This is a genomic window from Kitasatospora sp. NPDC059648 (assembly GCF_042734825.1).
Lineage (GTDB): Bacteria > Actinomycetota > Actinomycetes > Streptomycetales > Streptomycetaceae > Kitasatospora.
The window spans coordinates 25,324-47,696 of record NZ_JBHWDU010000064.1 but is presented as its reverse complement, the minus strand read 5'-3'; the positions used below and the strand labels follow the sequence as shown (position 1 = coordinate 47,696).

Annotated in this window: 24 protein-coding genes; 8 read left to right on the top strand and 16 right to left on the bottom strand. The window is 73.1% G+C overall.

The features are described 5' to 3' along the window. The first annotated feature begins 430 nt into the window (after positions 1-430). From ACFV1W_RS29355 to ACFV1W_RS29340, 4 genes are all read left to right on the top strand, one after another. The gene (locus ACFV1W_RS29355; RefSeq protein ID WP_380420272.1) at positions 431-1,966 is read left to right on the top strand and encodes a DEAD/DEAH box helicase; all 1,536 of its coding nucleotides are present in this window, start codon (positions 431-433) and stop codon (positions 1,964-1,966) included. A gap of 85 nt (positions 1,967-2,051) precedes the next feature. Next, on the top strand, positions 2,052-2,552 hold the full coding sequence (locus ACFV1W_RS29350; RefSeq protein ID WP_380420271.1) for a MarR family winged helix-turn-helix transcriptional regulator: 501 nt from the start codon (positions 2,052-2,054) through the stop codon (positions 2,550-2,552). Beyond that, a complete protein-coding gene (locus ACFV1W_RS29345) occupies positions 2,549-3,454 on the top strand; it encodes a DNA-3-methyladenine glycosylase family protein (protein WP_380420270.1) in 906 nt (301 codons plus the stop codon). The genes ACFV1W_RS29350 and ACFV1W_RS29345 overlap by 4 nt, the downstream gene beginning before the upstream one ends. A gap of 107 nt (positions 3,455-3,561) precedes the next feature. After that, positions 3,562-3,888: a hypothetical protein gene (locus ACFV1W_RS29340; protein ID WP_380420269.1), complete on the top strand. Its 327-nt coding sequence runs from the start codon at positions 3,562-3,564 to the stop codon at positions 3,886-3,888. Positions 3,889-3,932: 44 nt separating this feature from the next. Here ACFV1W_RS29340 and ACFV1W_RS29335 read toward each other — a convergent pair whose 3' ends face one another. The 7 genes from ACFV1W_RS29335 to ACFV1W_RS29305 form a co-directional block, all read right to left on the bottom strand. Continuing rightward, positions 3,933-5,294, bottom strand: a complete 1,362-nt coding sequence (locus tag ACFV1W_RS29335) for an MFS transporter (protein ID WP_380420268.1) — start codon at positions 5,292-5,294, stop codon at positions 3,933-3,935. Positions 5,295-5,406: 112 nt separating this feature from the next. Beyond that, a complete protein-coding gene (locus tag ACFV1W_RS29330) occupies positions 5,407-5,760 on the bottom strand; it encodes an ArsR/SmtB family transcription factor (protein WP_380420267.1) in 354 nt (117 codons plus the stop codon). Positions 5,761-5,833: 73 nt separating this feature from the next. Then, on the bottom strand, positions 5,834-7,087 hold the full coding sequence (locus ACFV1W_RS29325; RefSeq protein ID WP_380420266.1) for an MFS transporter: 1,254 nt from the start codon (positions 7,085-7,087) through the stop codon (positions 5,834-5,836). Between the two features lie 67 nt (positions 7,088-7,154). Next, complete coding sequence (locus ACFV1W_RS29320) at positions 7,155-7,883, bottom strand: TSUP family transporter (RefSeq protein ID WP_380420265.1); 729 nt, start codon at positions 7,881-7,883, stop codon at positions 7,155-7,157. Then, positions 7,883-8,788, bottom strand: coding sequence for a polysaccharide lyase (locus ACFV1W_RS29315; RefSeq protein ID WP_380420264.1), 906 nt, complete (start codon positions 8,786-8,788; stop codon positions 7,883-7,885). The genes ACFV1W_RS29320 and ACFV1W_RS29315 overlap by 1 nt, the downstream gene beginning before the upstream one ends. A gap of 78 nt (positions 8,789-8,866) precedes the next feature. Further along, positions 8,867-9,289 carry a heme-binding protein gene (locus tag ACFV1W_RS29310; protein ID WP_380420263.1) on the bottom strand — a complete coding sequence of 141 codons (423 nt, stop codon included), beginning with the start codon at positions 9,287-9,289 and terminating at the stop codon, positions 8,867-8,869. Positions 9,290-9,320: 31 nt separating this feature from the next. Beyond that, positions 9,321-10,517, bottom strand: a complete 1,197-nt coding sequence (locus ACFV1W_RS29305) for an MFS transporter (RefSeq protein ID WP_380420262.1) — start codon at positions 10,515-10,517, stop codon at positions 9,321-9,323. Between the two features lie 214 nt (positions 10,518-10,731). Between ACFV1W_RS29305 and ACFV1W_RS29300 the strand changes: the two genes are divergently transcribed. Next, positions 10,732-11,205, top strand: a complete 474-nt coding sequence (locus ACFV1W_RS29300) for a MarR family winged helix-turn-helix transcriptional regulator (RefSeq protein ID WP_380420261.1) — start codon at positions 10,732-10,734, stop codon at positions 11,203-11,205. A gap of 112 nt (positions 11,206-11,317) precedes the next feature. Here ACFV1W_RS29300 and ACFV1W_RS29295 read toward each other — a convergent pair whose 3' ends face one another. Continuing rightward, the gene (locus ACFV1W_RS29295; protein WP_380420260.1) at positions 11,318-12,682 is read right to left on the bottom strand and encodes a right-handed parallel beta-helix repeat-containing protein; all 1,365 of its coding nucleotides are present in this window, start codon (positions 12,680-12,682) and stop codon (positions 11,318-11,320) included. Between the two features lie 31 nt (positions 12,683-12,713). Here ACFV1W_RS29295 and ACFV1W_RS29290 point away from each other — a divergent pair, with 31 nt between their 5' ends. After that, on the top strand, positions 12,714-13,916 hold the full coding sequence (locus ACFV1W_RS29290) for a Dyp-type peroxidase (protein ID WP_380420259.1): 1,203 nt from the start codon (positions 12,714-12,716) through the stop codon (positions 13,914-13,916). A gap of 51 nt (positions 13,917-13,967) precedes the next feature. Here the strand turns inward: ACFV1W_RS29290 and ACFV1W_RS29285 are convergent, their stop codons facing one another. Both ACFV1W_RS29285 and ACFV1W_RS29280 read right to left on the bottom strand, forming a co-directional pair. Further along, positions 13,968-15,182, bottom strand: coding sequence for a cytochrome P450 (locus ACFV1W_RS29285; RefSeq protein ID WP_380420258.1), 1,215 nt, complete (start codon positions 15,180-15,182; stop codon positions 13,968-13,970). A gap of 130 nt (positions 15,183-15,312) precedes the next feature. Then, positions 15,313-15,930, bottom strand: a complete 618-nt coding sequence (locus ACFV1W_RS29280) for a TetR/AcrR family transcriptional regulator (RefSeq protein ID WP_380420257.1) — start codon at positions 15,928-15,930, stop codon at positions 15,313-15,315. 119 nt (positions 15,931-16,049) lie between these two features. Between ACFV1W_RS29280 and ACFV1W_RS29275 the strand changes: the two genes are divergently transcribed. Further along, the gene (locus ACFV1W_RS29275; protein ID WP_380420256.1) at positions 16,050-16,481 is read left to right on the top strand and encodes a DUF4345 domain-containing protein; all 432 of its coding nucleotides are present in this window, start codon (positions 16,050-16,052) and stop codon (positions 16,479-16,481) included. 232 nt (positions 16,482-16,713) lie between these two features. Here the strand turns inward: ACFV1W_RS29275 and ACFV1W_RS29270 are convergent, their stop codons facing one another. The 4 genes from ACFV1W_RS29270 to ACFV1W_RS29255 form a co-directional block, all read right to left on the bottom strand. Beyond that, on the bottom strand, positions 16,714-16,995 hold the full coding sequence (locus tag ACFV1W_RS29270; RefSeq protein ID WP_380420255.1) for a metal-sensitive transcriptional regulator: 282 nt from the start codon (positions 16,993-16,995) through the stop codon (positions 16,714-16,716). A gap of 107 nt (positions 16,996-17,102) precedes the next feature. After that, a complete protein-coding gene (locus tag ACFV1W_RS29265) occupies positions 17,103-17,420 on the bottom strand; it encodes a heavy-metal-associated domain-containing protein (RefSeq protein WP_380420254.1) in 318 nt (105 codons plus the stop codon). Positions 17,421-17,786: 366 nt separating this feature from the next. Then, complete coding sequence (locus ACFV1W_RS29260) at positions 17,787-18,215, bottom strand: hypothetical protein (protein WP_380420253.1); 429 nt, start codon at positions 18,213-18,215, stop codon at positions 17,787-17,789. Positions 18,216-18,307: 92 nt separating this feature from the next. After that, complete coding sequence (locus ACFV1W_RS29255) at positions 18,308-18,625, bottom strand: hypothetical protein (protein WP_380420252.1); 318 nt, start codon at positions 18,623-18,625, stop codon at positions 18,308-18,310. Between the two features lie 332 nt (positions 18,626-18,957). Between ACFV1W_RS29255 and ACFV1W_RS29250 the strand changes: the two genes are divergently transcribed. After that, a complete protein-coding gene (locus tag ACFV1W_RS29250) occupies positions 18,958-20,154 on the top strand; it encodes a permease (protein ID WP_380420251.1) in 1,197 nt (398 codons plus the stop codon). Between the two features lie 203 nt (positions 20,155-20,357). On the opposite strand, the gene ACFV1W_RS29245 is transcribed toward ACFV1W_RS29250, so the two are convergent. Further along, positions 20,358-21,128: a hypothetical protein gene (locus ACFV1W_RS29245; RefSeq protein ID WP_380420250.1), complete on the bottom strand. Its 771-nt coding sequence runs from the start codon at positions 21,126-21,128 to the stop codon at positions 20,358-20,360. Further along, positions 21,112-22,323: a hypothetical protein gene (locus ACFV1W_RS29240; protein WP_380420249.1), complete on the bottom strand. Its 1,212-nt coding sequence runs from the start codon at positions 22,321-22,323 to the stop codon at positions 21,112-21,114. Before ACFV1W_RS29240 ends, ACFV1W_RS29245 begins: the two co-directional genes overlap by 17 nt. Between the last annotated feature and the right edge of the window lie 50 nt (positions 22,324-22,373).

The following is a 22,373-nucleotide window of genomic DNA, read 5'->3' as shown; positions in this document are numbered from 1 at the left end:
CGACTTCACGCAGGGCCAGATGGGCCCGATGGCCGAGAACATTCGCCCGCTGTTTTTCTTCTGCCGTGGCACGTGCCTTGCAGCGAGGGGCCCCCACGGTGCACAAGTGCCCGGTGCGGGCCCCTCGGTCATCGCGCCACGGCGCATCCCTCCGGCCGTTCCGGCCCCCCTGGCTCCGCCACCGCGGCCATCCCCACGCGAGACGCACAGCGCCGCGTCCGGATCGGCGCCCTGCCGTGACAGCTCACGGTTCCAGGTTCTTCGCTCCCGCCCGCCGCGGTGAGCGCCGACCGCGGGTGACGTGCCGAACGGTTCCGCCCGTCCACGCTCCGCCCGTCACACTTCTGGCCCGTTCCCTTGCGGTCTCCGTCCGGCGCCCCGTGCCACGGAGCCTTCCTCGTGACGTGCCGCCCCGAGGAAGGTCTTCCGCATGGCCCGCTCCAGTCGCTCCTCCTACCACGACGCCGACTTCCGCTCCGCGGCCGGCTCCCGCTCCGGTGGCGGCTCCTCCTACGGCGACCGGCCTGCCGGAGGCCGGCCCTCCTCCGGCCGGAGGGCCCCTCAAGGCGGCTCCGCGCAGGGGGAGTTCGCGATGCCGGTGAGCACCACGCCGGCCCTGCCGGCCGTCGAGTCCTTCGGCGAGCTGGACATGCCGAAGGCGCTGCTCTCGGCGCTTACCAGCCAGGGCGTCACCGAGCCGTTCCCGATCCAGGCCGCGACGCTGCCGAACTCGCTGGCGGGCCGCGACCTCCTGGGACGGGGCCGGACCGGCTCCGGCAAGACCATCGCGTTCGGCCTCGCCGTGCTCGCCCGCACCGCCGGGCAACGGGCCGAGCCGCGCTGTCCGCTGGCCGTGGTGCTGGTCCCCACCCGCGAGCTCGCGCAGCAGGTCACCGAGGCCCTCACCCCCTACGCCCGGGCCGTGCGCCTGCGGATGGCGACCGTGGTGGGCGGAACGTCGATGAGTCGCCAGGCCTGGCTGCTGAACCGCGGCGCGGAGGTCGTGGTGGCCACGCCGGGCCGGCTGAAGGACCTGATCCAGCGTGGTGACTGCCGGCTGGAGCGGGTCGGTGTCACGGTGCTCGACGAGGCGGACCAGATGGCCGACATGGGCTTCCTGCCGCAGGTCACCGAGCTCCTCGACCAGGTCGCCGAAGGCGGCCAGACCATGCTGTTCTCCGCCACTCTGGACCGCAACGTCGACCGCCTGGTGCGGCGCTTTCTCAAGGATCCGGTCACCCACTCGGTGGACCCGTCCGCGGGAGCGGTCGGCACCATGGAGCACCACGTGCTGCACGTGCAGAACTTCGACAAGAACGCCACGATCGCCCACATCGCGTCCCGCGACGGCAGGGTGATCATGTTCATCGACACCAAGCACGACGCGGACCGCCTGGTGGAGGACCTGCTCGCGAACGGCGTGAAGGCCGCGGCCCTGCACGGCGGCAAGTCCCAGCCGCAGCGCACCCGCACCCTGGAGCAGTTCCGCACCGGCGCGGTGACCGCGTTGATCGCGACCAACGTCGCCGCCCGCGGCATCCACGTCGACGGGCTCGACCTGGTGGTCAACGTGGACCCGCCGGGCGACCACAAGGACTACCTCCACCGGGGCGGTCGCACCGCCAGGGCCGGCGAGTCCGGCACCGTCGTCACGCTGGTGCTGCCCAACCAGCGCCGCGCAACGGCCCGCATGATGACGACGGCCGGCATCACCCCCGTCACCACCAGGGTCAGCGCCGGCGACGAGGACCTGGCCCGGATCACCGGCGCCCGCGTGCCCAGCGGCATCCCCACCGTGATCCCGGACCCCGTCGTCGAGCGGCCGCGCCGCAGCCCGTTCACGAGCCGCGACCGCCGCGGCCGCCCCGCCCACGCCGTCGGCGACACCCGGGCCGCCACCGGCCGCGACGACCAGGACTCCTCCGGCCGCCGCCGGACGCCCGGGCGCGCCGCCCGCGTCGCGTAGCACCGCCGGGCCCGGCGGCCGGGACGGACCGGGCCTTCGGCCGATATAGTAAATGCGCATACTAAATCGGAGGAGGGGGTGGCCCGTGGAGGAGTCGGTGGCCGAGGGCGGGTTCGAGCGGGCGGGGAGGCCGACGGAGAGCCCCGGGTTCCTGCTGTGGCGCGTGACGTTGGCGTGGCAGCGGGAGCTGGCGGCCGCGCTCAGGCCGTACGACCTGACGCACGTGCAGTTCGTGCTGCTGGCCGGGGCGTGGTGGCTCGGGGCGGACGAGGGGCCGCCGACGCAGCGGCGGCTGGCGGAGCACTCCGGGACGGACCCGATGATGACCAGTCAGGTGCTGCGCACGCTGGAGGGGAAGGGGCTGGTGGAGCGGGTCCCGGATCCGGCGGACAGCCGGGCCAAGCGGGTGCGGGTGACGGAGGCCGGGGAGGCGCTGCGGGAGCGGGCGATGTACGCGGTGGAGGAGGCCGATGCCCGGTTCTTCGCGCCCGTGCCGCGCGGCGACGCGCTCGCCGTGCTGAACGCGCTCTCCGGCTCGCTCGCTCCCGGGGCCACCGACGGTGACCGTGGGCGGATGGGCGCATGACGGCGGACGCGCCTCGCCTGTACCTGACGGACATCCGGCTGCCCGCCCGGGAGCCGTTCGACTTCCGGGCCTCGCTCGGGTTCATCGGCTCCTTCCCGGCGATGGCCGGGCAGCAGGGCACCGCGCAGGCCGCGCTCACCCTGGCCGTGCGGGAGGCCGGGGCGACCGTGGGCGTACGGCTCACGGCAGCGGCGGGGGCGCCCGGGCTGGTCGGCCGGCTGGCCGCGGAGCGGCCGGTCACCGAGGAGGTGCTGCGGGCCGTCACCGAGCGGCTCGACTGCTACCTCGGGCTGTCCGACGACCTGGCCGAGTTCTACCGGCTGGCCCGGCAGGACGAGCCCTTCGCCCGGGTGGTGGACCGGCTGCACGGCTACCACCAGGTCAGGTTCCCCTCGCCGTTCGAGCTGCTCTGCTGGGCGATCCTGTGCCAGCGCACGCCGACGCCGGTGGCCCGGCAGATGAAGCGGGCACTGGTCGAGGCGGTCGGCAACCGGATCGACGTGGGCACCGAACGGCTGTGGGCCTTCCCGGACGTCGAACAGCTGGCCCGCTTCGACGAGGGCGAGCTGCTGGCCCTGATCGGCAACCCGCGCAAGGCGGGCTACCTCCACCGCTCGGTGCGGCTGTGGGCCGGGCTGGACGAGCACTTCCTGCGCACCGGGCCGTACCAGGAGGTCCGCGAGCAACTGCTGACGCTGCCCGGGATCGGCGACTGGTCGGCCTCCTTCCTGCTGATCCGCGGGCTCGGGCGGATGGAGCGGATCGAGCTGGACAAGGAGATGGGCCGGGCCCTCCAGCGGGTCTACCGGCGGCCGGTCGACGAGGCGGAGTTCCGGCGGCTGGCCGAGCACTACGGACCCTGGCAGGGCTACTGGGGGCACTACCTGCGGGCCGGCGGCTGAGCGGACGGGGCGCACGGCGGCCCCCCGTTGCGGCGTACGGGCGGACCTGTCCGGACGGACGTCCGATGACCGGGCGTCGGGCAGGGCCCCAGGTTAGCCTGGCCCGCATGTACAACGACGGTCTGGTGACGTGCACCGCGCGTGAGCTCGTGATTCGCCGGTACTACTTCCCGCTCGCCTCCGCCAAGCGGATCCCGTACGGGCGGATCCGCGGACTGCAGCAGGTGCCGCTGAGCAGGATCGGCGGGCGCTGGCGGATCTGGGGGTCCGGGGACTTCGTGCACTACTTCAACCTCGATCCCGGGCGGGTGGACAAGAGCGTCGCCTTCGTCCTCGACCTCGGGGCGCGGGTCAAGCCGGTCATCACCCCCGACGACCCGGAGCGGCTGGTCGCGGCGCTGGCCGAGCACCGGATTCCGGTGACCCGGGGGTAGCGGCTCCGCCGGCGACGTCGTGCGCGGCGCGGCCGCGGGCGGCGTCAGCCGAGGGCCGGGCGGTGGCGGGGCCAGCTGGGGTGGTGCTGGTCGATGACGTAGTGATGGCCGTGCTGCCAGGCGCCGCCGCCGGTGGGGTGGGCGTCGGCGAGGTGGGGGTGGCCGGCGGGCAGGTCGGTGTGGAGGTGGCTGAGGGCGTCCGGATCCCGGGCGGGCCAGAGGGTGGTGGCGGTGACGGTGGCGGCGAGGGCGAGCGCGCCCAGGACGACGGCGGTGGCCGGGAGGCCGGCGCCGGCGGCGAGCCAGCCGGCCAGCGGGTAGGTGAGCAGCCAGCAGCCGTGGGACAGCGAGAACTGGGCGGCGAAGGCGGCGGGCAGGTCGGGGTCGGCGGCGGAGCGGCGGATGACCCGGCCGCCCGGGGTGAGGACGGCGGAGCCGGCGGCGCCGACCAGGGCCCAGGTGGCGAGCAGGGCGAACCAGCTGCCGGTGCCGGCCGGGGCGGCGGTGATCGCGGCGACGGCGGCGAGCACGCAGGGCAGGGCGAAGGCGGCGGGCAGCATGACGGACCGGTCGCCGACCCGGGCCAGCAGCCGGGGCAGCAGCACCGCGGCGAGCATCGAGCCGACGCCGTACGCGCCGAGGGCCAGGGAGACGGCTCCGGCCGGGCGGTGGAAGTGGTCGCGGACGACGTTGACGGTGTCGACGAAGACGATCGCGCCCGCGGCGGCGACGGCGAGGTCCAGCGCGAGCAGGGCCCGCAGTCGAGGGGTGGCCCGGAACAGCCGGGTGCCGAAGGCGGCCTTGCGGTAGAGGCCGCCGCCGCGTTCGACCGGCTTGGGCTTGGGGAGGACCGCCGAGACGACCAGGGCGGCGGAGGCGAGGAAGCCGGCCGTCGTCCCGGCGAACAGCCAGTCGTAGGAGACCACTGAGAGCAGCAGTGCGGCCAGGGCCGGGCTGAAGAGCGACTCGAAGTCGTAGGCCAGCCGGGACATCGACAGCGCCTGGGTGTAGTCGCGTTCCGCGGGCAGCACGTCCGGGACGGTGGCCTGGAAGGTCGGGGTGAAGGCGGCGGAGGCGGCCTGGAGCAGGAAGATCAGGACGTAGATCTGCCACACCTGGTCGACGAAGGGCAGCGCGAGGGCGACGGCGGCCCGGGTGAGGTCCATGCCGACCATCAGGGTGCGCCGGGGTACCCGCCCGGCGAGGGCTCCGGCGATCGGCGCGATGGTCACGTAGGCGACCATCTTGATCGCCAGGGCGGTGCCGAGCACGGCCGAGGCGTTGCTTCCGGCGATCGAGTACGCCAGTAGCGAGAGCGCCACGGTGGCCAGGCCGGTGCCGACCAGGGCCACGACCTGGGCGGTGAACAGGTGGCGGTAGGTGCGGTTGCGCAGCACGGTCAGCATGGGCCCGTCCCGGGGCGGCGATGAGGGGATACGGACTCATCATAGTTAATGCGTGCGTACGTGTGCACCTATTGGGCGGGGCGAACGGCTCCAAAGGGGAGGGCGGCCGGGGTCAGTCGTGCGGCGGCAGGTGGGCGATCTGGTGGTCGGCGACGTTCAGCGCCTCGTCCACGAGCCGGCGCAGGTGCCCGTGCCGCAGCGAGTAGACCACCCGTCGGCCGTCCTTGCGGGTGGCGACCAGCCCGGCGAGGCGCAGCTTGGCCAGGTGCTGGCTGACCGACGGCCGGGCGGCGCCGGTCGCCTCGGTCAGCGTGGTCACGTCCGCCTCGCCCCGTCCGAGCCGCTCCAGCAGCGCCAGGCGGGTGCGGTCGGCCAGCAGGGCGAGTACGGACGCGGCCACGTCCAGCCGCGCCTCGGCCCGCTGCTGCGAGCGGTGTGCATCTGCCAGATCGGCGCCGGAGCTCATTGCGCCATGGTAGGCCCGTGCGCAGGTGCGCTCATGACCACCGCCCGCGGCGCCGGCGCCGCGGGCAGGACACCTAGACCGTCAGCTCCTCCGGGGCCGGCGCCGGGGCGGGTTCGAGGTCGCCCAGCCGCGGGATGGCGATCAGGGCGGCGAGGATCAGGGCGCCGGCGATGACGATCGGGGCGCGGACGCTGACGGTGGCCCCGATCCATCCGCTCAGGGCGGCGCCGATCAACATCCCGATCCGGGTCAGCATCAGGTAGCAGCTGTTGACCCGGCCGAGCAGCTCCTTCGGCACGGTCTGCTGGCGCAGCGAGATCGCCTGGACGTTCCAGGTCACCACCCCGAAGTTGCCGAGGGCGAACAGCGGCGCCACCGCGAACACCGAGGGGCTCAGGCCCATCAGCAGCAGCGACGAGCCCATCAGGACGAAGGAGAGGGAGATGCGGGCCCGGCGGCCCATCCGCCGGCTGATCCGGCCGGCCAGCATGCTGGCCGCGGTGCCGCCGCCCACCCCGCTGGCGAGGACGGCGCCGTACGCCCAGGTGGGTTCGTCCAGGGTCCGGGTGACCAGCAGCGCCATCATGGTGATGCCGAGTGCGGACGCGCCGCCCGCCAGGGCGGAGAGCGAGGCGACCAGGCGCAGCTGCTTGTGCCGGTACAGCCAGCGGACGCCCTCGCGGACCTCGGCCATGACCCGGCGGTCGGACTTCGCGCGGGGGGCGCCGGAACGGCCGGTCGCGGCGACCAGGGCGGCGGCCACCGCGAAGGAGGCGCCGTCCACGGTGAACGGGTAGCCGGCGGCGACGGCGAACAGCGTGGTGCCGACCAGCGGGCCGATCATCCGGCCGACCAGCAGGCCGCCCTGGAGGCGGCCGTTGGCGACGTCCAGCCGGTCGGAGCTGACCACGTCCGGGATGGCGGAGGTGGCGGCGTTGACGAACACCGTCTCGCCGCAGCCCAGGACGAAGGCCAGGGCGGCGAGCAGGGCGAGCGGCGGGGTGGTGGAGAAGACGCAGGCGGCGAAGCCCAGCACGATGGCGGCGCGTCCGAAGTCGATCGTCCACATCAGCCGGCGGCGGTCGAAGCGGTCGGCGACGACCCCGCCGACCAGGGCCGTCAGCAGCCAGGGCAGCGATCCGGCCACCGCGACCACGGACACCGAGGACGGGGAGTCCGAGATGGCCAGCGCGAGCAGCGGGAGCGACGAGTCCCGCATGCCGTCGCCGACCGCTGAGATCGACGAAGCCGACCACAGCATGGCGAATTTCCGGCCCAGTTGGGGCCTGGTGCGGTCCATGGGTGTCGCTGGGCTGGCTGAGGTCACCGACGCAGTATGGCATGACCGCTACAGATTTGGCCGCCCCTTCACAGAGCATCCCCAGCCGGAAGTCTCAGAGTCCGGAAACCCCCTTGACGAGGGTGCTCAGTCCGCCTGCGAGAGCCAGCCCCAGAACCACCGTCCGGGCGCGCCGCTCCGGCACGCGGGTGGTCAGCAGCCGGCTGGCCACCGCCCCGCCGGCCAGCGCCGCGGTCACCAACCCCCAGGCGGGGTAGCTCAGTTGGGGTAGGCCCTTGGTCGCCAGTGAGAGGGCGTTCACGACCACACCGTACAGCTGGGCGTTCGGCACGAACTCCCGGGCCGTCCAGCCGGAGTTCACCGCGTAGAGCGAGACCGCCGGGCCGCCCACCCCCGCCGCGGAGTTCATCAGCCCGCTGGTGGCCCCCGCCACGACCGCGCCGCCGACCCCGCGCAGTGCGGCCGCCCGCACCCCGCGGATCACCAGCAGGGTGGCCGCGGTGACCAGCACGCCGATGCCGGCCAGCAGTTCCGGCGCGGGCACCGTCGCCGCCACCCAGGCGCCGGCGGGCACCGTACAGGCGGCCGCGGCCGTCAGCGGCAGCATCGCCCCGGGCCGGACCTGCCGCCAGCTCCCGGCCAGCCCGACCGCGCTGATCGCCAGCGCGGCGAAGTTCGCCAGCGTCACCCCGCTGTTCGGACCGAGCAGCAGCACCAGGACGGGCGCCGCGACCAGGGCGAAGCCGATCCCGGCCAGTCGCTGGACGGTGGCGCCGAGCAGCACCACCAGCCCCAGCAGCAGTTCGCCGATCCAGCCGTCCATCAGTGCTGGACGCCGGCGGAGAGCGAGAAGTCGGCGAAGTACGCCTGCTGGGTGCTCGCGGGGCCCCAACTGGTGTCGTGGCCGCCGTAGAAGGTGGAGAACAGCACCCCGCCGAAGGGGATCGAGCCGATGCCGGAGGCGGTGCCCCTGGCGGCGTGCACCCGGCGGCCGTCGTACCAGACGGTGATGTCGCCGGTGCCGCGGTCCACCAGCTGTTCGACGGTGTGCCAGCGGTCGTCGGCCTGGAAGTGCCAGTCGCCCAGGCCCTCGTCCACGCCGTAGCCGGTGGGGCCGGAGTTGCTCGGAGTGTAGAGGTAGACCTCGCCGTTGTCGGGGCTGCCCTTGGCGGCCCGCCACATGTAGCGGGTGGACCAGCCGGCGCCGTGGTCGCCGCCGGACTCCTCGCCGATCCTGCCGCCGTACAGGCCGGGCAGCTTGCCGGCCCTGCCCCAGTCGCGGCCGGCGGGGAACCGGACGGAGTACTTGAGGTCCAGGGTGCGGCCCTGGGCGAGCGCGGACAGGCCGAGGGCGTTCAGGTCGGTGTAGAACTGTCCGCCGCCCGGGTTGGGGCAGTCGGTGCAGGAGTTGGCGGAGGAGCCCGCGCCGTACGTCACCCGCAGCGCCGGGCCGCCGCCGGGGGCGGCCGGGTTCGCGACGGTGCCGAAGTCGGCCGCGCCCCAGGCGCCCTGGTCGGCCACGCCCCAGGCCCGGCGCCACTGCGGAGTGCCGTAGTCCCGGAAACCGCCGGTCCAGGCCGCCGCTCCGCCCGGTACGGGCGCGGCGGTGGCGGAACCGGCGGTCGGGTGGTCCTTGGCCCGGGCGGTGGTGGCCGCGCAGCCGGCGGTGGCGAGCAGGGCCAGTGCGGCCAGTGCGGCCAGGGCGGCTGTGCGCGGGGTGCGGTTCATCCGGGCTCCTCGGTCGGCGGGCGATCCGTACCGATCATGCCGCACGGCCGAGTTGTGGTCGGGCAGAGTACGGGACGTTCAGCCGGCGAGGGTCCGCAGGGCGGCGGTGGCGAAGCCGTGGTCCTGCTCCGGGGCGCCGCCGCCGATGCCGAGGGCGCCGATCAGCCGGCCGTCGCGGTGGACCGGCACGCCGCCGGCGATGAACAGCAGCGGGCGGTCCAGGGCGGTCGGCAGGGAGTGGAACGGGCCGTCCGGCTTGACGAGGTCGACCAGGTCGGCGGTCGGCGCGTCGAGTTGGAGCGCGGTGTAGGCCTTGCGGGTGCTGGTCTCGCCGGAGATCAGGACGGCGCGGTCGTCGCGGCGGAAGGCCAGCAGGTTCCCGCCGGCGTCCAGGACGGTGACGCTGACGGTCACCCCGGCCGACTCGGCGGCGGCGCGGGCGGCCTCGACCAGGGTCTCGGCGTCGGTGGTGGTGAGGGGGGTGACGGCGGTGGTGCTCATGGTGGTGCTTCTCCGGGGGAGGTAAGGGGGTTCAGTGGTGGGCGGGGATCCGCGGTGCCTCGTCGAGGACCGTGGCGGGGGTGCGGTCGCGGCGTTCCATGGCGGCGGACCAGAAGGCGAGGACGAGCGCGGCGGCGGCGAGGAGGGCGCCGACCCAGTTGGGGGCGGTGTAGCCGAGGCCGGCGCTGATGACGGTTCCGCCGAGCCAGGCCGCGAGGGCGTTGCCGAGGTTGAAGGCGCCGATGTTGACGGCCGAGGCGAGAGTGGGGGCGCCGTGGGCCTGGTCGAGGACGCGTTTCTGCAGCGGGGGGACGGTGGCGAAGCCGAGGGCGCCGACGAGCAGGATGGTGGCGGCGGCGGCGAACCTGTCGTGGGCGGTGAGGGTGAACAGGGCCAGGACGAGGGCCAGGCCCCCGAGGGTGGCGTAGAGCATCGGCATCAGGTGGCGGTCGGCGAACCTGCCGCCGAGCAGGTTGCCGAGGAACATGCCGGCGCCGAACAGGACGAGCAGCCAGGTGACGGCGCCGTCGGAGTAGCCGGCCACGTGGGTCATCATCGGGGCGATGTAGGTGATCGCGGCGAACACCCCGCCGAAGCCCAGGACGGTCATCGCCATGGCGAGCAGGACCTGGGGATTGCGGAAGGCGGTCAGCTCGCGGCGCAGGCGGGCGCCCGCGGGGCGGGGCAGCGCGGGGACGAGCCTGGCGATGCCGAGCAGGCCGAGGAGGCCCAGGCCGGCGACGGCGGTGAAGGTGGTGCGCCACCCGACGGCCTGGCCGACGAAGGTGCCCAGCGGGACGCCGACGACGTTGGCGACGGTCAGCCCGGTGAACATGGTGGCGATGGCGCCGGCCTTCTTCCGCGGGGCGACGAGTTCGGCGGCGACGACCGAGCCGATGCCGAAGAACGCGCCGTGGGCCAGCGAGGTCACGATCCGCCCGGCGAGCATCAGGGGGAAGCTCGGGGCGACGGCGGAGAGCAGGTTGCCGACCGTGAACAGGGCCATCAGCAGCATGAGCATGGTCTTGCGGCTGATCCGGGTGCCCAGGACGGTCATCAGCGGAGCGCCGATGACCACGCCGAGCGCGTAGCCGGTGACCAGCAGTCCGGCGGTGGGGACGGACACGCCGTAGTCACCCGCGATCTGGGGCAGTAGACCCATGATCACGAACTCGGTGGTCCCGATCCCGAAGGCCCCGATGGCCAGGGCGAGAAGTGCGAGGGGCATGGCGCGACCTCCGTGCGATTGCTAGTGCGCCTTACGAGCCTCGACAATAGTTGCATACGCGCGATAGTTGCAAGTGCGGGCATTCGCCCTCGGCATTCGACCGGCCACTCCTTCGCTCCCATCGCTTGCATGAGCGTTTTATGTGCTAGGGGAAATATTTCATGTCAAGGCTTATCCTGGAGTACTGCTCGCATCTGGAAGGAGACCCGGGTCGATGACCGCCACGGATCCCGCGCTGACCGCCCTCGCCAACGGATGGGCCGCCCTCTACGTCCTCTACGGCCGGATCGAGGCGCACATCGAGCGAGCCCTGCAGTCCAAGCACGAACTGAGCGTGCGCGAGTACTCGCTGCTCGACGTGCTCAGCCGCCAGCACGACGGCGAGGGCGGGCACCTCCAGATGAAGCAGGTGGCCGACGCGGTCGTGCTCAGCCAGAGCGCCACCACCCGGCTGGTCTCCCGGCTGGAGGACCGCGGCCTGCTCTCCCGCTACCTGTGCCCGACCGACCGCCGCGGCATCTACACCGACGTCAGCGAGGACGGCCTGCGGCTCCTGGAGGAGGCCCGGCCGACCAACGACGCCGCCCTGCGCGAGGCCCTCGCCGAGGCTGCCCGCAACCCCGAACTGGCTCCGCTGGTCACCGCCGTGGAGGCGGTGAACCCCTCCGCGCTGCTCCGGCGGGGCTGAGCGGCGGCCGTCGGGCCGGGGGCGGAGTTCGAAGCCGGACCCCGGGAGCCGGGCGGGCCCGCAGCGCTCGGCGTGCTGCGTCCCGCCCGTTCGGGGCGCGGCGGTCGCCGGCTCAGTGCCCGGCGGGTACGGCGTCGGCGGTCGCGGGGAGCGGGTAGGCGTCCGGGTCGACCTGGCCGGGCAGGCCGGTGGCCGGACGGCCGGGGGCGCCGGGGTCGGGCAGGGACGGCTGGGCGGGCGGGGCCGGCACCTGGTTGAAGGGGACCCCGGGCGGGGCCTGGACCGGGGCCGCGCGGCCGGCGGCGAGCGGGCTGCGGCTCCGGGCGTCGCAGGCGGCGAGGGCCTCCAGATCGTCGGGGCTCTGGGTGGCGGGCTGGTTGCCGCCGAAGCAGTTGCCGGGGTCGGCCGAGGCGAGGACCAGGTCGGCGCCGTTGCCCTCGGTGCGGTTGCCCTGGATCCGGTTGCCACCGGCCGGGTGGCCGGGCGGGTCGGTGATGATGACGCCGGCCGAGCGGTTGCCCCTGACCAGGTTGCGCTCCACCCGGTTCGCGGTGCCGCCGCCGATCCCGATGCCGATGCCGAAGCCGCCGTCGGCCTGTTCGGGGGTGTCGGAGGCGTTGTTGTCGGTGACGCTGTTCCCGGCGATCACGGCGCCGTGCTGGGGGGCGAGGGCCTCCAGGTCGTTGGAGTTGACCGTGACGCCGACCCGGTTGCCGACCACGCGGTTGCCCAGGAAGTAGAGGTTGTCCGAGGCGTTGGTGATCTCGATGCCGACCGCGTTGCGCTCGACGGTGTTGCCGCGGACCAGGGTGTCGCAGGGCTTGCACTGGCCGACGTAGATGCCGGAGTCGGCGCCGCCCGAGGCGTAGGAGTCCTCGACGATCCCGGCCCGGGCGTCGAAGGCGTAGATGCCGTACAGCCCGTTGTCGTAAGCGGTGACCCTGGTCGCCCGGAAGCCCTGGAGGGCGGGGAAGCGGGTGGTGTCCAGCGGGTTGTAGGCGGAGCCGCCGGCGCCGCGCTGCTGGAGCTTCTCGTCGGTGACGCCGGTGAACAGCACGCCGTTGGCGAGGTAGCCGTGCACGGTGAGGTTCTCCACCACCGAGCCGGGGCCGGTCACGGTGACGCCGTTGACCAGCCGGACACCGCCGTCCAGGACCACGGTGTTGCGGTCGGTGCCGCGCAGCACGATCCGGGGCTTGGTGATCCGCACGCTCTCCTGGTACGTCCCGGGGGAGACCAGCACGGTGTCTCCCTCGCGGGCGACGTCCACGGCCTTCTGGACGGACGGGAAGTCCTGCGGGACGCGGACGACCGTGCCGTCCGGGTGGTGGGCGTCGGAGGAGGGGCCGGCGGCGGAGGAGCAGCCGGTCAGGGCGAGGGCGGCGGCGGTCAGCAGGGCGGGGAGGCCGCGGGCCGCGCTCCCGCGGCGGCGGGCCGGTGCTTCGCGTTCGAGTTGACGGACGGTCAAAAGTTGCATACGGGGTGTTCTATCGTCTCCAATGTCGGTCATGCATGCCGAAACCGGAAAGGCACAGGAACAGCCGGGGGCCGTCAGGAACGGTGTGGACCGGAGGGCACTGATCGCGGGCGGCGGTGCGGTGCTGGCCGCCGGGGTCGGCGCGGGGGTCGTGGTGTTGGGGCGCGGGCGGCCCGCGGCCTCGTCGCCGCCGCCACCGTCCGTGCCCGCGCTGGCGTTCCACGGTGCGCGGCAGGCCGGGGTGACGGCCCCCCAGCAGCCGGCCACGCTGCTGCTGGCCCTCGACCTGGCGCCCGCCGCCACCTCGGACGGTCGGGCCGCCCTGCGTTCCCTGCTGGGGGAGTTGACCCGTGTGCTCGCCGAGGCGGTGGGCGGGGCCTCCGCCGATCCGCGCCTCCAGGGCGGCGAGCCGGCCCAGTTGAGCAGCCTGGTCGGGGTCGGGCCGGGTCTCGCGGCCCGGCTCGGGCTGAACGTTCCGCCGGCCCTGGCGGACCTCCCGGCCTTCCCGGGCGACCGGCTCGATCCGGCGCGCGGCGGCGGGGACCTGGTGGTGCAGCTGTGCGCCGCCGACCGCTGGCCGCTGACGGTGGTCGCCGAACTCCTCGCCACGGCCGCCCGATCGGCGGGCGCGACGGTGCGGTGGACCCAGCCCGGCTTCCTGCCGCGCACCCCGGCGGGCACCACTCCGCGCAACCTCTTCGGCTACAAGGACGGCACCGCCAACCCGGACGCCACGGAGGCGAAGCAGTGGGTCTGGGGCCCGCCCGGACCGCACGAGCACGGCACCGTGCTCGTCTACCGCCGGATCCGGATGGACACCGCGGCCTTCGCCGCCCTGCCGGAGGACCGCCGCGACCTGGCCATGGGGCGCCGGCTCGCCGACGGCGCCCCGCTGACCGGCACGGCCGAGCACGACGACCCGGACATCTACGCCAAGAACCCGGACGGCTCGTACGTCATCCCCAACAGCGCCCACGTCCGCCTCTCCAGCCCCCGCCTCGACTCCGGGGCGCGGATGCTGCGGCGGGGCTACAGCTACGACGACGGCCCCGACGACCGGGGCCTGCTGTTCTGCGCCTTCGTACGGGACCCGGAGCAGTTCACCCGGGTGCAGAACCGGCTGGCGGCCAAGGACGCGCTCAACCCGTTCCTGGTGCACACGGCCTCGGCGGTGGCGTACGTGATGCCGGGGGCGCGGGAGGGCGGCGTGCTCGGCGAGGGGCTGTGGGCGTGACGCGGCCGCGCTGGTGGGGGCGCGGCCGCTCCGGGCGTGAAGGGCGGGGGCTCACCAGCTGACCGGGAGCGCGGCCGGACTGCGGGTGGTGGTGCCCAACTGCCAGTCGAGCCGGTCGATCGGGACGGTCAGGCACAGCCCGGGCAGGGCGGTGGCCAGGCGGTGCAGGGCCTCGCGCATTTCGAGGCGGACCCGCCAGGCGCCGATGCAGTAGTGCGGTCCGGCGCTGAAGGCGAGGGTCGGGGCGTCGAGCGGGCGGGCGAGGTCGGCGTCGAGTCCTTCGGGGTGGACGGCGGGGTCGCGGTTGGCGCTGCCGAGGCTGGCGGCGACGACGGCGCCGGCCGGGATGGTGACGCCGCCGACCTCGACCGCGGCGGTGGCGCGGCGGACGGTGGCCTCGTCGTCGCCGAGCGGGATGAAGTGCAGCAGGCGCTCGGCGGTGTGCTCGGTGACGCCGGGGTCGGCGAGGCGGGGCCAGTGCTCGGGGCGTTCGCCGAGCAGGTAGGCCAGCGCGTTGCCCAGGGCGCCGGTGACGCTCTCGTTGCCGCTGGCGGTGAGTCCGAGGACGAGGAAGGCGAGGGCGTCCGGGGGGATGCCGCCGTCCTGGTCGGCGGCCCGGACCAGTCGGCTGACCAGGTCGGGGCCGGGCGCTCGCCGCCGGCGCTCGATCAACTGCTCGGTGAAGGCGGAGAATTCGGCGAGCGCGTCGGTGTGGTCCGCGGCCGGCTCGCCGCCCTGGGCGAGCAGGGCGAGGGTCCAGCGCCGCAGCCGCCGCTCGTCCAGGTGGTCGGGGCCCTCGCCGTCGAGCCCCATCAGCCGGGTGGTGACGGCGAACGGCACCGGGCGGGTGAAGGCGGTGACCAGGTCGGCGGGTGGTCCTGCGGTGACCAGCGCGTCCACGGCCTGCTGGACGGCGGCCGCGACCCAGGGCCGCCAGCCGGCGATCGCCCGCGGGGTGAAGGCCTTCTGGACGGTGCCGCGCAGCCGGCGGTGGGCGGGGCCGTCCTGGTTGAACAGCGAGGCCGGGTTGGCGGCGACGTCGGCGGTGCTGCCGGCGGTGCCGACCTCGTGCAGGTCGGTCCGGGTGAGGCGGGGGTCGCCGAGGACCTGACGGACGTCGTGGTAGCGGGTGACGAGCCAGGCCGGGGTGCCGTCCGGGAGGGTGGTCGGGTGGGGCGGCTGGGCGGGGGTGACGGGGAGTCGGTGGAGCGGCGTGAGCGGGGGGAGCGGGGTGTCGGCGTCGGTGTCGGGTGCGGCGGAGGACATGGAACCCTTCGGGGTCGGCGGCTCTGCGGGGCACGGGCATCCAACTGTCATATTTTCTGAGGGAATTGGACTCTTTCAGGCGGTTTTCCGTTTCGGCCCGATGGTACGCCCCCGAACGCTCCCTGCGGCCTCAACGCCCCCACTCGGGCGCCGGGTCGACCGGTAGCAGCGGCCGCAGCGCGCCCAGTACGGCGCCGATGCAGGCGTCGCGCAGCTCGGTGCGGCCGCAACTCGGCTCGGTCAGCCAGTCCACGACCAGCACCCGGACGAACACCAGCCAGCTGCGAAGCACTTGGGACACGGCGACCCTGGCGTCCTCGTCGGCGAGCGGGAGCACGGTGAGCAGCCGGCCGCGCAGGGCGTCCAGTTCCTCGGTGATGATGGTCTGGATCACCGGATCCCCGGCGAGGACCCGGTTGGCCGCCAGCACGGTGTGCCGGTTGGCGAGGAAGTAGTCGAGGTGGGCGTCCATGCCCTCGACCAGTTGCTCGACGAGGCTGTCCGCCGGGTCGAACCTGGTCCTGCGCAGCAGGTCGTCCGAGGCCTGCCGGTGGACCGCCGCGAACAGCTCGTGCTTGCTGGCGAAGTGCCGGTAGAGCAGCGCGCGGGAGACCCCGGCCTGCTCGGCGACCTCCTCCATCAGCACCTCCTCGTACGGCCGGGCGGCGAAGGCCCGGGCGCCGACGGCGAGCAACTGGGCGCGGCGCTCGTCGGTGGAGAGGCGTCGGCGGCGTTCGTGGACTGGCATGCCGGAGAGATTACTTGACACGTGTCCACCAGTGGGGGCAGCTTGGTAGACGTGTGTCAACTAAAACTGCCCTCAGACCACCTGACGGGTGGTCGGACGGCGGATCGGGGTGGTCGGTCATGGCGAAGGCACTGCGGGTACTCGCGTGGACGATGGGGGTCGCCTGCGTGGCGATCGGCCTCTTCCACCTGCTCGGCGGGAGCGCCGCGTTCCCCGGGATCGCGGACCCCGGTCCGACGGTCGACAGCTTCGCCCGCTTCATGGGCGCGATCTTCGCCGGGTACGGCGCGGCCTGGATCTGGGCCGTCCGGCAGCGGCCGGTGCCCGCGTGGGCGGTGCGGTGGCTGACGGCGGTGTTCCTGCTGGGCGGTCTCGGCCGGGTGCTGGCGATCGCGGTGGACGGGCGGCCGCACTGGTTCCAGCTGGTGCTGATGGGGATCGAACTCGGGCTCCCGCCGGTGTACTTCTGGCTCGCCGACGCGGACGAGCGGGCGCAGGGGCGCTCGGGCGGGAGGGTGGGGCGGACGGGCGAGCGGGCGGCCCGGGCCTGAGGGGCCGTGGCCGTCCGCTCGTGTCCGGCGGCGCGCCTGCGGCGGTCAGAGCCCGTAGGCCCGCGGGTGCTCGGCGATCACGGCCCGGTCGGCGGTGGCCCCGGTGGGCGAGACGTACCCGTCCGGCCGGACCTGCAGTGACGCCTGCGGTTCGATACCCCCGTCCCGTACGTGGAAGAGGCTCCCCGGCCGTGACCGGAGGGCCTCTTCGTGCGTGCGGTGCGGCCGTGGCTCAGGAGCGGACCAGCCGGGCGATGGCCTGGTTGGCCTCGCGGATCTTGGCGTTGGCCTCCTGGCCGCCCTCGGCGATGGCGTCGCGGACGCAGCATTCGATGTGCTCGTCCAGCAGTTGCAGCGCGAAGGACTGCAGGGCGCGGCTGGCGGCGGAGACCTGGGTGAGGACGTCGATGCAGTAGGTGTCCTGCTCGACCATGCGCTGCAGGCCGCGGATCTGGCCCTCGACGCGGCGGAGCCGCTTGAGGAAGTCGTCCTTGTGGGGGCTGTAGCTGGCCATGGCCGTCTCCGGTTCCTGTGCGGTGAGGAGTTCCCTCACTCTACCGGGGCGTGATGGGAGGGGAGTCGGCCCGGACGTCCGGGGGTACCGTCCGGGCCGACGGGGGGTCAGGCGCCGAGCCGGCCGACCAGGTCGTAACCGGCCTCGTCGACGGCGGCGGCGACGTCGGTGTCGGCCAGCGGCGCGGTGCTGTCGACGGTGACCCGACCGGTGGCGAGGTCGACCGCGACCTCGGTGACGCCGGCGACCTTCTTCAGCTCGGTGGTCACCGAGTTGACGCAGTGGCCGCAGGTCATGCCCTTGACCTGGAAGACGGCGCGCTCGGCGGCGGCCGTGGCGGGGGCCTCGGGGGCGCCGGTCCCGCACGAGCCGCAGCAGGAGCCCTCGGTGGAGGACGACTCGACGGTGACGGTGGTCTCGCTCATGGTGATGCTCCTGTCGTCGGTGCGTGCGGCGCCTTCCGGAACGGCCCCGGGCGGCTGCTTCGCTCGAATATACCCTACCCCCCTAGGGTAACTGGAAAGCCGCGGCGAACCATGGCCCAGCGCTTCGGCGTTCAGCGCGGAGCCGGTCCGCAGGTGAGCCGGTACGGCGCCGGCGACCCCAGCGCGATCAGCGCCGGCGTGACCAGCCGCACCGCGAACCGCAGCCGGGGAGCCGGTCGCAGCAGCCGCCGCCCCAGCTGCCTCGCCGGCCGCCGGACGCGTGGCCACAGTGGCGGCAGGGGAGTTCGACGACCGCACGCTCCGCCGTCCACCGCACCCCGGCGGGGTAGCGGACAGCGCCGGGCCTCAGCGGACGGTGCCTGGATGGACTTGGTGACGCCGCACCTCAACTCCACACGGTTCGGTGCATCGGGGGCGCAGTCGACCTCGTTGCCGAACACCCAGGTCAGGGTGGTGGTTCCGGGTGCCGGGGCGGTGAAGGTCCGGTCGAACTCCGAGGCGCAGCCAGCCGCGGACGAGTTCGCTCGCCTCCCGGCCGATGACCGGCTCGGGCAGGTCGAGCGCGGTGCTGAAGCCGCCGGTGCGGACGTACTGGGCGAGGAAGCCCAGCGGGTAGGGGCCGATGCGCAGGGCCTCGGCCTGGTAGGAGGCGGCGATCGCGGCCTCGCCGAAGAGCACCTGGCGCGGGACGTCGTCGATCAGCAGGCCGCGGGTGATGGCGGCCTCCACGTCGTAGCCGTGCACCAGATCGGCGTCCGGGAGGACGTTGGTCATTTCGGCAGCTCCGAGCAGTTCCACCCCGGCGAAGGGGCCGACGCTGGGGCGGGTGATGGCCTACTGCGCCTTCTGCAGGTCCGCGACCTTGCTCATCGGGCCTGCTCCGGGGAGAGCGAGGCGGTGACCTTGGACTCCGCGGCGCGGTAGTTGGCGCTGGTGGCCGACATCTTCTGGACCAGTTCACCCACCGCTCGCTGGGTGACGTGCAGTTCCTGCCCCCAGTTGGTGTCGAACCCCGACCACGCCTGGTCCACCCCGAACTCGCCGAAGTCGGCGGACTGGGAGGGCTTTTGCGCGGTGTAGGCCTGGTTGGCATTCGTGAGGTCGGTGGCGACGTTGCCGAGTGCCGTCGTCACGCCGTCCAGCGCGTCGGGCTTGACCGTGTACCCGGTCGGATTGTCCCCCATCGATCGATCCCCCTGCAGTCCCCTCGCTCGCCGTGATCGAACGAGCGCGATCGACGAGCATAGACGCTGCCCGAGGGACCGCGGTCGCGGGTTCGGTCCAGCCGGCCGGGCTTCGCCGCCCGCACGCCGGCCCTCGAAGCAGCTGGAGGCGCCGAGTTCCTGCACCACCCCGGACAGCAGGCGGCTGAGGGTTCTGAGGCCGCGACCGGAGCCCGCCACGCCGTGTCGGCCGCGACCCTGCTCTGCCTGCTCGGCGCGCCGCGGTTCCTGAATACCCCCTCTGGGTATATGGTCGGGCGGTGCCCTGCGGCCCGAGGAAGGCGGACGACCACATGCACGCGATCCTGCACGCGCTGTCCATCGCCGGATCGATGACCTGGGAGATCACCTGGGCACTGATCCTCGGCTTCCTGCTCTCGGCGGTCGTGCAGGCGGTGGTGCGCAAGTCCACGGTGGTGCGGCTGCTCGGCGACGACCGGCCGCGCACCCTGGCCGTCGCCTCGGCGCTGGGTGCGGCTTCCTCGTCCTGCTCCTACGCGGCCGTCGCGCTGGCGCGCTCGCTGTTCCGCAAGGGCGCGAACTTCACGGCCGCGATGGCCTTCGAGATCGCCTCCACGAACCTGGTGGTCGAACTCGGCGTCATCCTGGCCCTCCTGCTGGGCTGGCAGTTCACGGCGGCAGAGTTCGTCGGCGGGCCGGTGATGATCCTCCTGCTGGCCCTGCTCTTCCGCGTGCTGCTGAGGGAGCGGCTGCTCCAGGAGGCCCGCGAGCAGGCGGAGTTCGGGCGGGCCGGGTCGATGGAGGGGCACGCGGCGATGGACATGTCGGTGGCGGGGTCCGGCTCCTTCGCGCGCCGCCTGCTCTCCCGCCGGGGCGCCACCTCGGTGTCGCACGTCTTCGTGATGGAGTGGGCGGCGATCCTCAAGGACCTGGTGATCGGCCTGCTGATCGCGGGCGCGATCGCGGCGTGGGTCCCGGACTCGTTCTGGCAGGCGTTCTTCTTCGCCGACCACCCGCTGGCGGGCAAGCTCTGGGGTCCGCTGGTCGGGCCGCTGGTCGCGATCGCGTCGTTCGTCTGCTCGATCGGCAACGTGCCGCTGGCGGTGGTGCTGTGGAAGGGCGGGATCAGCTTCGGCGGGGTGGTCGCGTTCATCTTCGCGGACCTGCTGATCCTGCCGATCCTCAACATCTACCGGAAGTACTACGGGGCGCGGATGGCACTCTTCCTGCTGGGCACGTTCTACGTGGCGATGGTGGTGGCCGGTTACGTGGTCGAGTTCGTGTTCGGCGGGCTGGGGCTGGTGCCGGACCAGCGGGAGGCCGAGATCCCGATGGCGGGCGTCGAGTGGAACTACACCACCTGGCTCAACATCGCCTTCCTGCTCCTGGCGGCCGCGCTGCTCGTCCGCTTCTTCCGCACCGGCGGCGCCGCGATGCTGCGCATGATGGGCGGCGCCCCGGACACGGGCGAACCCGCGGGCCACGAGCACCAGGGCCACGGGCACGAGGGCCACCAGGGCCACCGTTGAGCCGAGCTCGGACCCGATGGACGGCGAAGGCCGCCGTACCACTCGTCACGCCGTTCCACGAGCGGCTGCTGTCCGCCCCGGCCGGTCCTGGCCGGAACTGTCCAGGGACGTTTCCGTCCAGCTGAGAACCCTTCCACCCGCTCTGACCACGTGAGAAGTCGGCCAGGCCGACCGACTTCTCACGCACCGTTGCTCGGGAGGGGTCAGGTGGGCGGCAGCAGATCGCTCTCGCTGACGGTGTACGTCAGCGGGGGATAGGTGAAGTCCGTTTCCTGGTTCTCACGGCGCCGGAGTCGGTAGAACTCGCGCCGCTGGTCGTCGTCGGCCGGGGTGAGGCGGCTGCCCTGCGGGAGGTGCGGGTGTCCGTCGCGGAAGCGGATCACGGTCTTCGAGGTGCGGAAGGTCAGCCCCAGCCAGGTGTTCTCGGTCGTCGGGACGGGCTTGTCGAGGACGATCCTGTGGCGGAGCAGCCGGTTCGCGTCGACGGAGAACGCGATGAAGCTGTGGTGGGTGAGGGGAATCTCGAACTTCTCGCCGCCGGGCTGCTTCGGTTCGACGATCAGCTTCCTGGGCGGGGTCGCTTCCGGGTGCTGGTAGCAGGAGAAGACGGCGATGAACGAGTCGCCGGCCAGATCGAGCGCCTGGTCGGAATGGCCTCCCATGGTCGCGTACGCGTTCGTGTAGCTCTCGATGAGGGCGTTGTTGAAGCTCAGGGGCAGCGCCGCGTGCTGCTGGATCCGGTCCGCCAGCCGTTCGTGCACCGCACGGAAGCGTTGGGTCGCGGTGGCGTACCGGGTGGTGGTGCGGACGAGGGGCACGCCGCCCGTCCCGTCGACCCTGGTGAGGGTGGCGCCTCGGCGGCCCTTTCCCAGGTCCTCGAAGTGGGCTGACGTGGACAGCTCCGGGAAGAGGTTCTCCTCGGCGGGCAGGGCGTAGGAGCGGATCTCGGCCGGGAAGCTAGGCACGGGGGGCAAGGTAGTCTCCCGTGTTCATGCTGAAGAGGAACCGGTTGCCGTAGTCGACGAAGGACGGGCTTCGGTTCTCCTCGGCGTACAGCCCGCGCAGCGCGTCCATGCCGGCCTGGGTGGGGGGCTCCAGCTCGACGAGGTCCCCGGCCGATTCGAGGAACGTCCGGCCGTCCTTGTGGACGGCTTCGGTGTTCGAGCAGCGCACGACGTAGCCGAGGCGGGTCGGGAGCAGCTCGGCGTCCAGGGCCGAGGGCCGGATCTCGTGGGTGTAGAGGCGGTTGGTGGACAGCGGCACGAAGAACACGGACCCGGGATAGAGGGTCAGGGAGAAGTGGGAGGGGAGCGTGTCCCCGTGGAGTTCCGCGGCCGAGTCCTTGAGGCGGAAGTGGAGCCTCGTCAGCGCGCTGGAGTTCTTCGTCCCGTAGTCGAAGGCGTCTTCGTCCAGGGGCTGGAGGTGATCGAGGCGGTCGTAGAAGGTGCAGAAGGCCATGATGCCGTTGGCGGGCATGTCCTTGGTCTTGTCGGCGTGGGAGGAGATCTTGGCCTTGGACTGCTTGCGCTCAGGCGTGGCACGGGTGTTGTGGTAGGTCTGGGCGAGGACGTGGTTCAGGGGTGCGTGGTCGCGGAAGACGGTGGCGGCCTCGCGGTTCAGGGCGTCGACGATGTGGGTGTCGGTCGGGCCGAAGTTCTCGGTCGGGCCCGAGAGGTTCGTGGAGCAGCGCAGCAGGCGGAAGTGCAGTTCGTCGTCACCGGTGCGGGTGACGGGGGTGAGGTAGATCCCGCTGCGATGGGCCGAGCCGGGTTTGGTGGACTCGGTGAGGGACTGGAAGGCGTGCTCAGCGCGGATCCGGTGGAAGTGATCGGCGTCGGGTTCGAAGAAGCGGCGGTAGTAGACGCCGGCGCCGGCGACGCGGATGGGGACTCGACCGAGGTCGACGAGGGGCCAGGGGACGCCGGCGTGGTTGTGGGACAGATCGCGGATGACGAACACGCGGTCGGCTGCGTGTAGTTGGCGGGCGTTGATCCGGGATATGTCGCCGCACAGGTAGACGGTCTTCTGCGTGAGGTCGGGCGAGGAGGAGGCAAGGTCCTCCGGCGTGATCACGGACCCGAAGAAGTCCCTGAGCGGCGGGATCGGAGGCGCAACCAGGATGTTGCCCGCATCGTGGATGCGGGCTTCGGTGGGATCAGTCGTGTACATCGAGCGCTACCTGCCGTTCGCTGCCCGGGGAGTAGTTGCGCGAGAAGTCG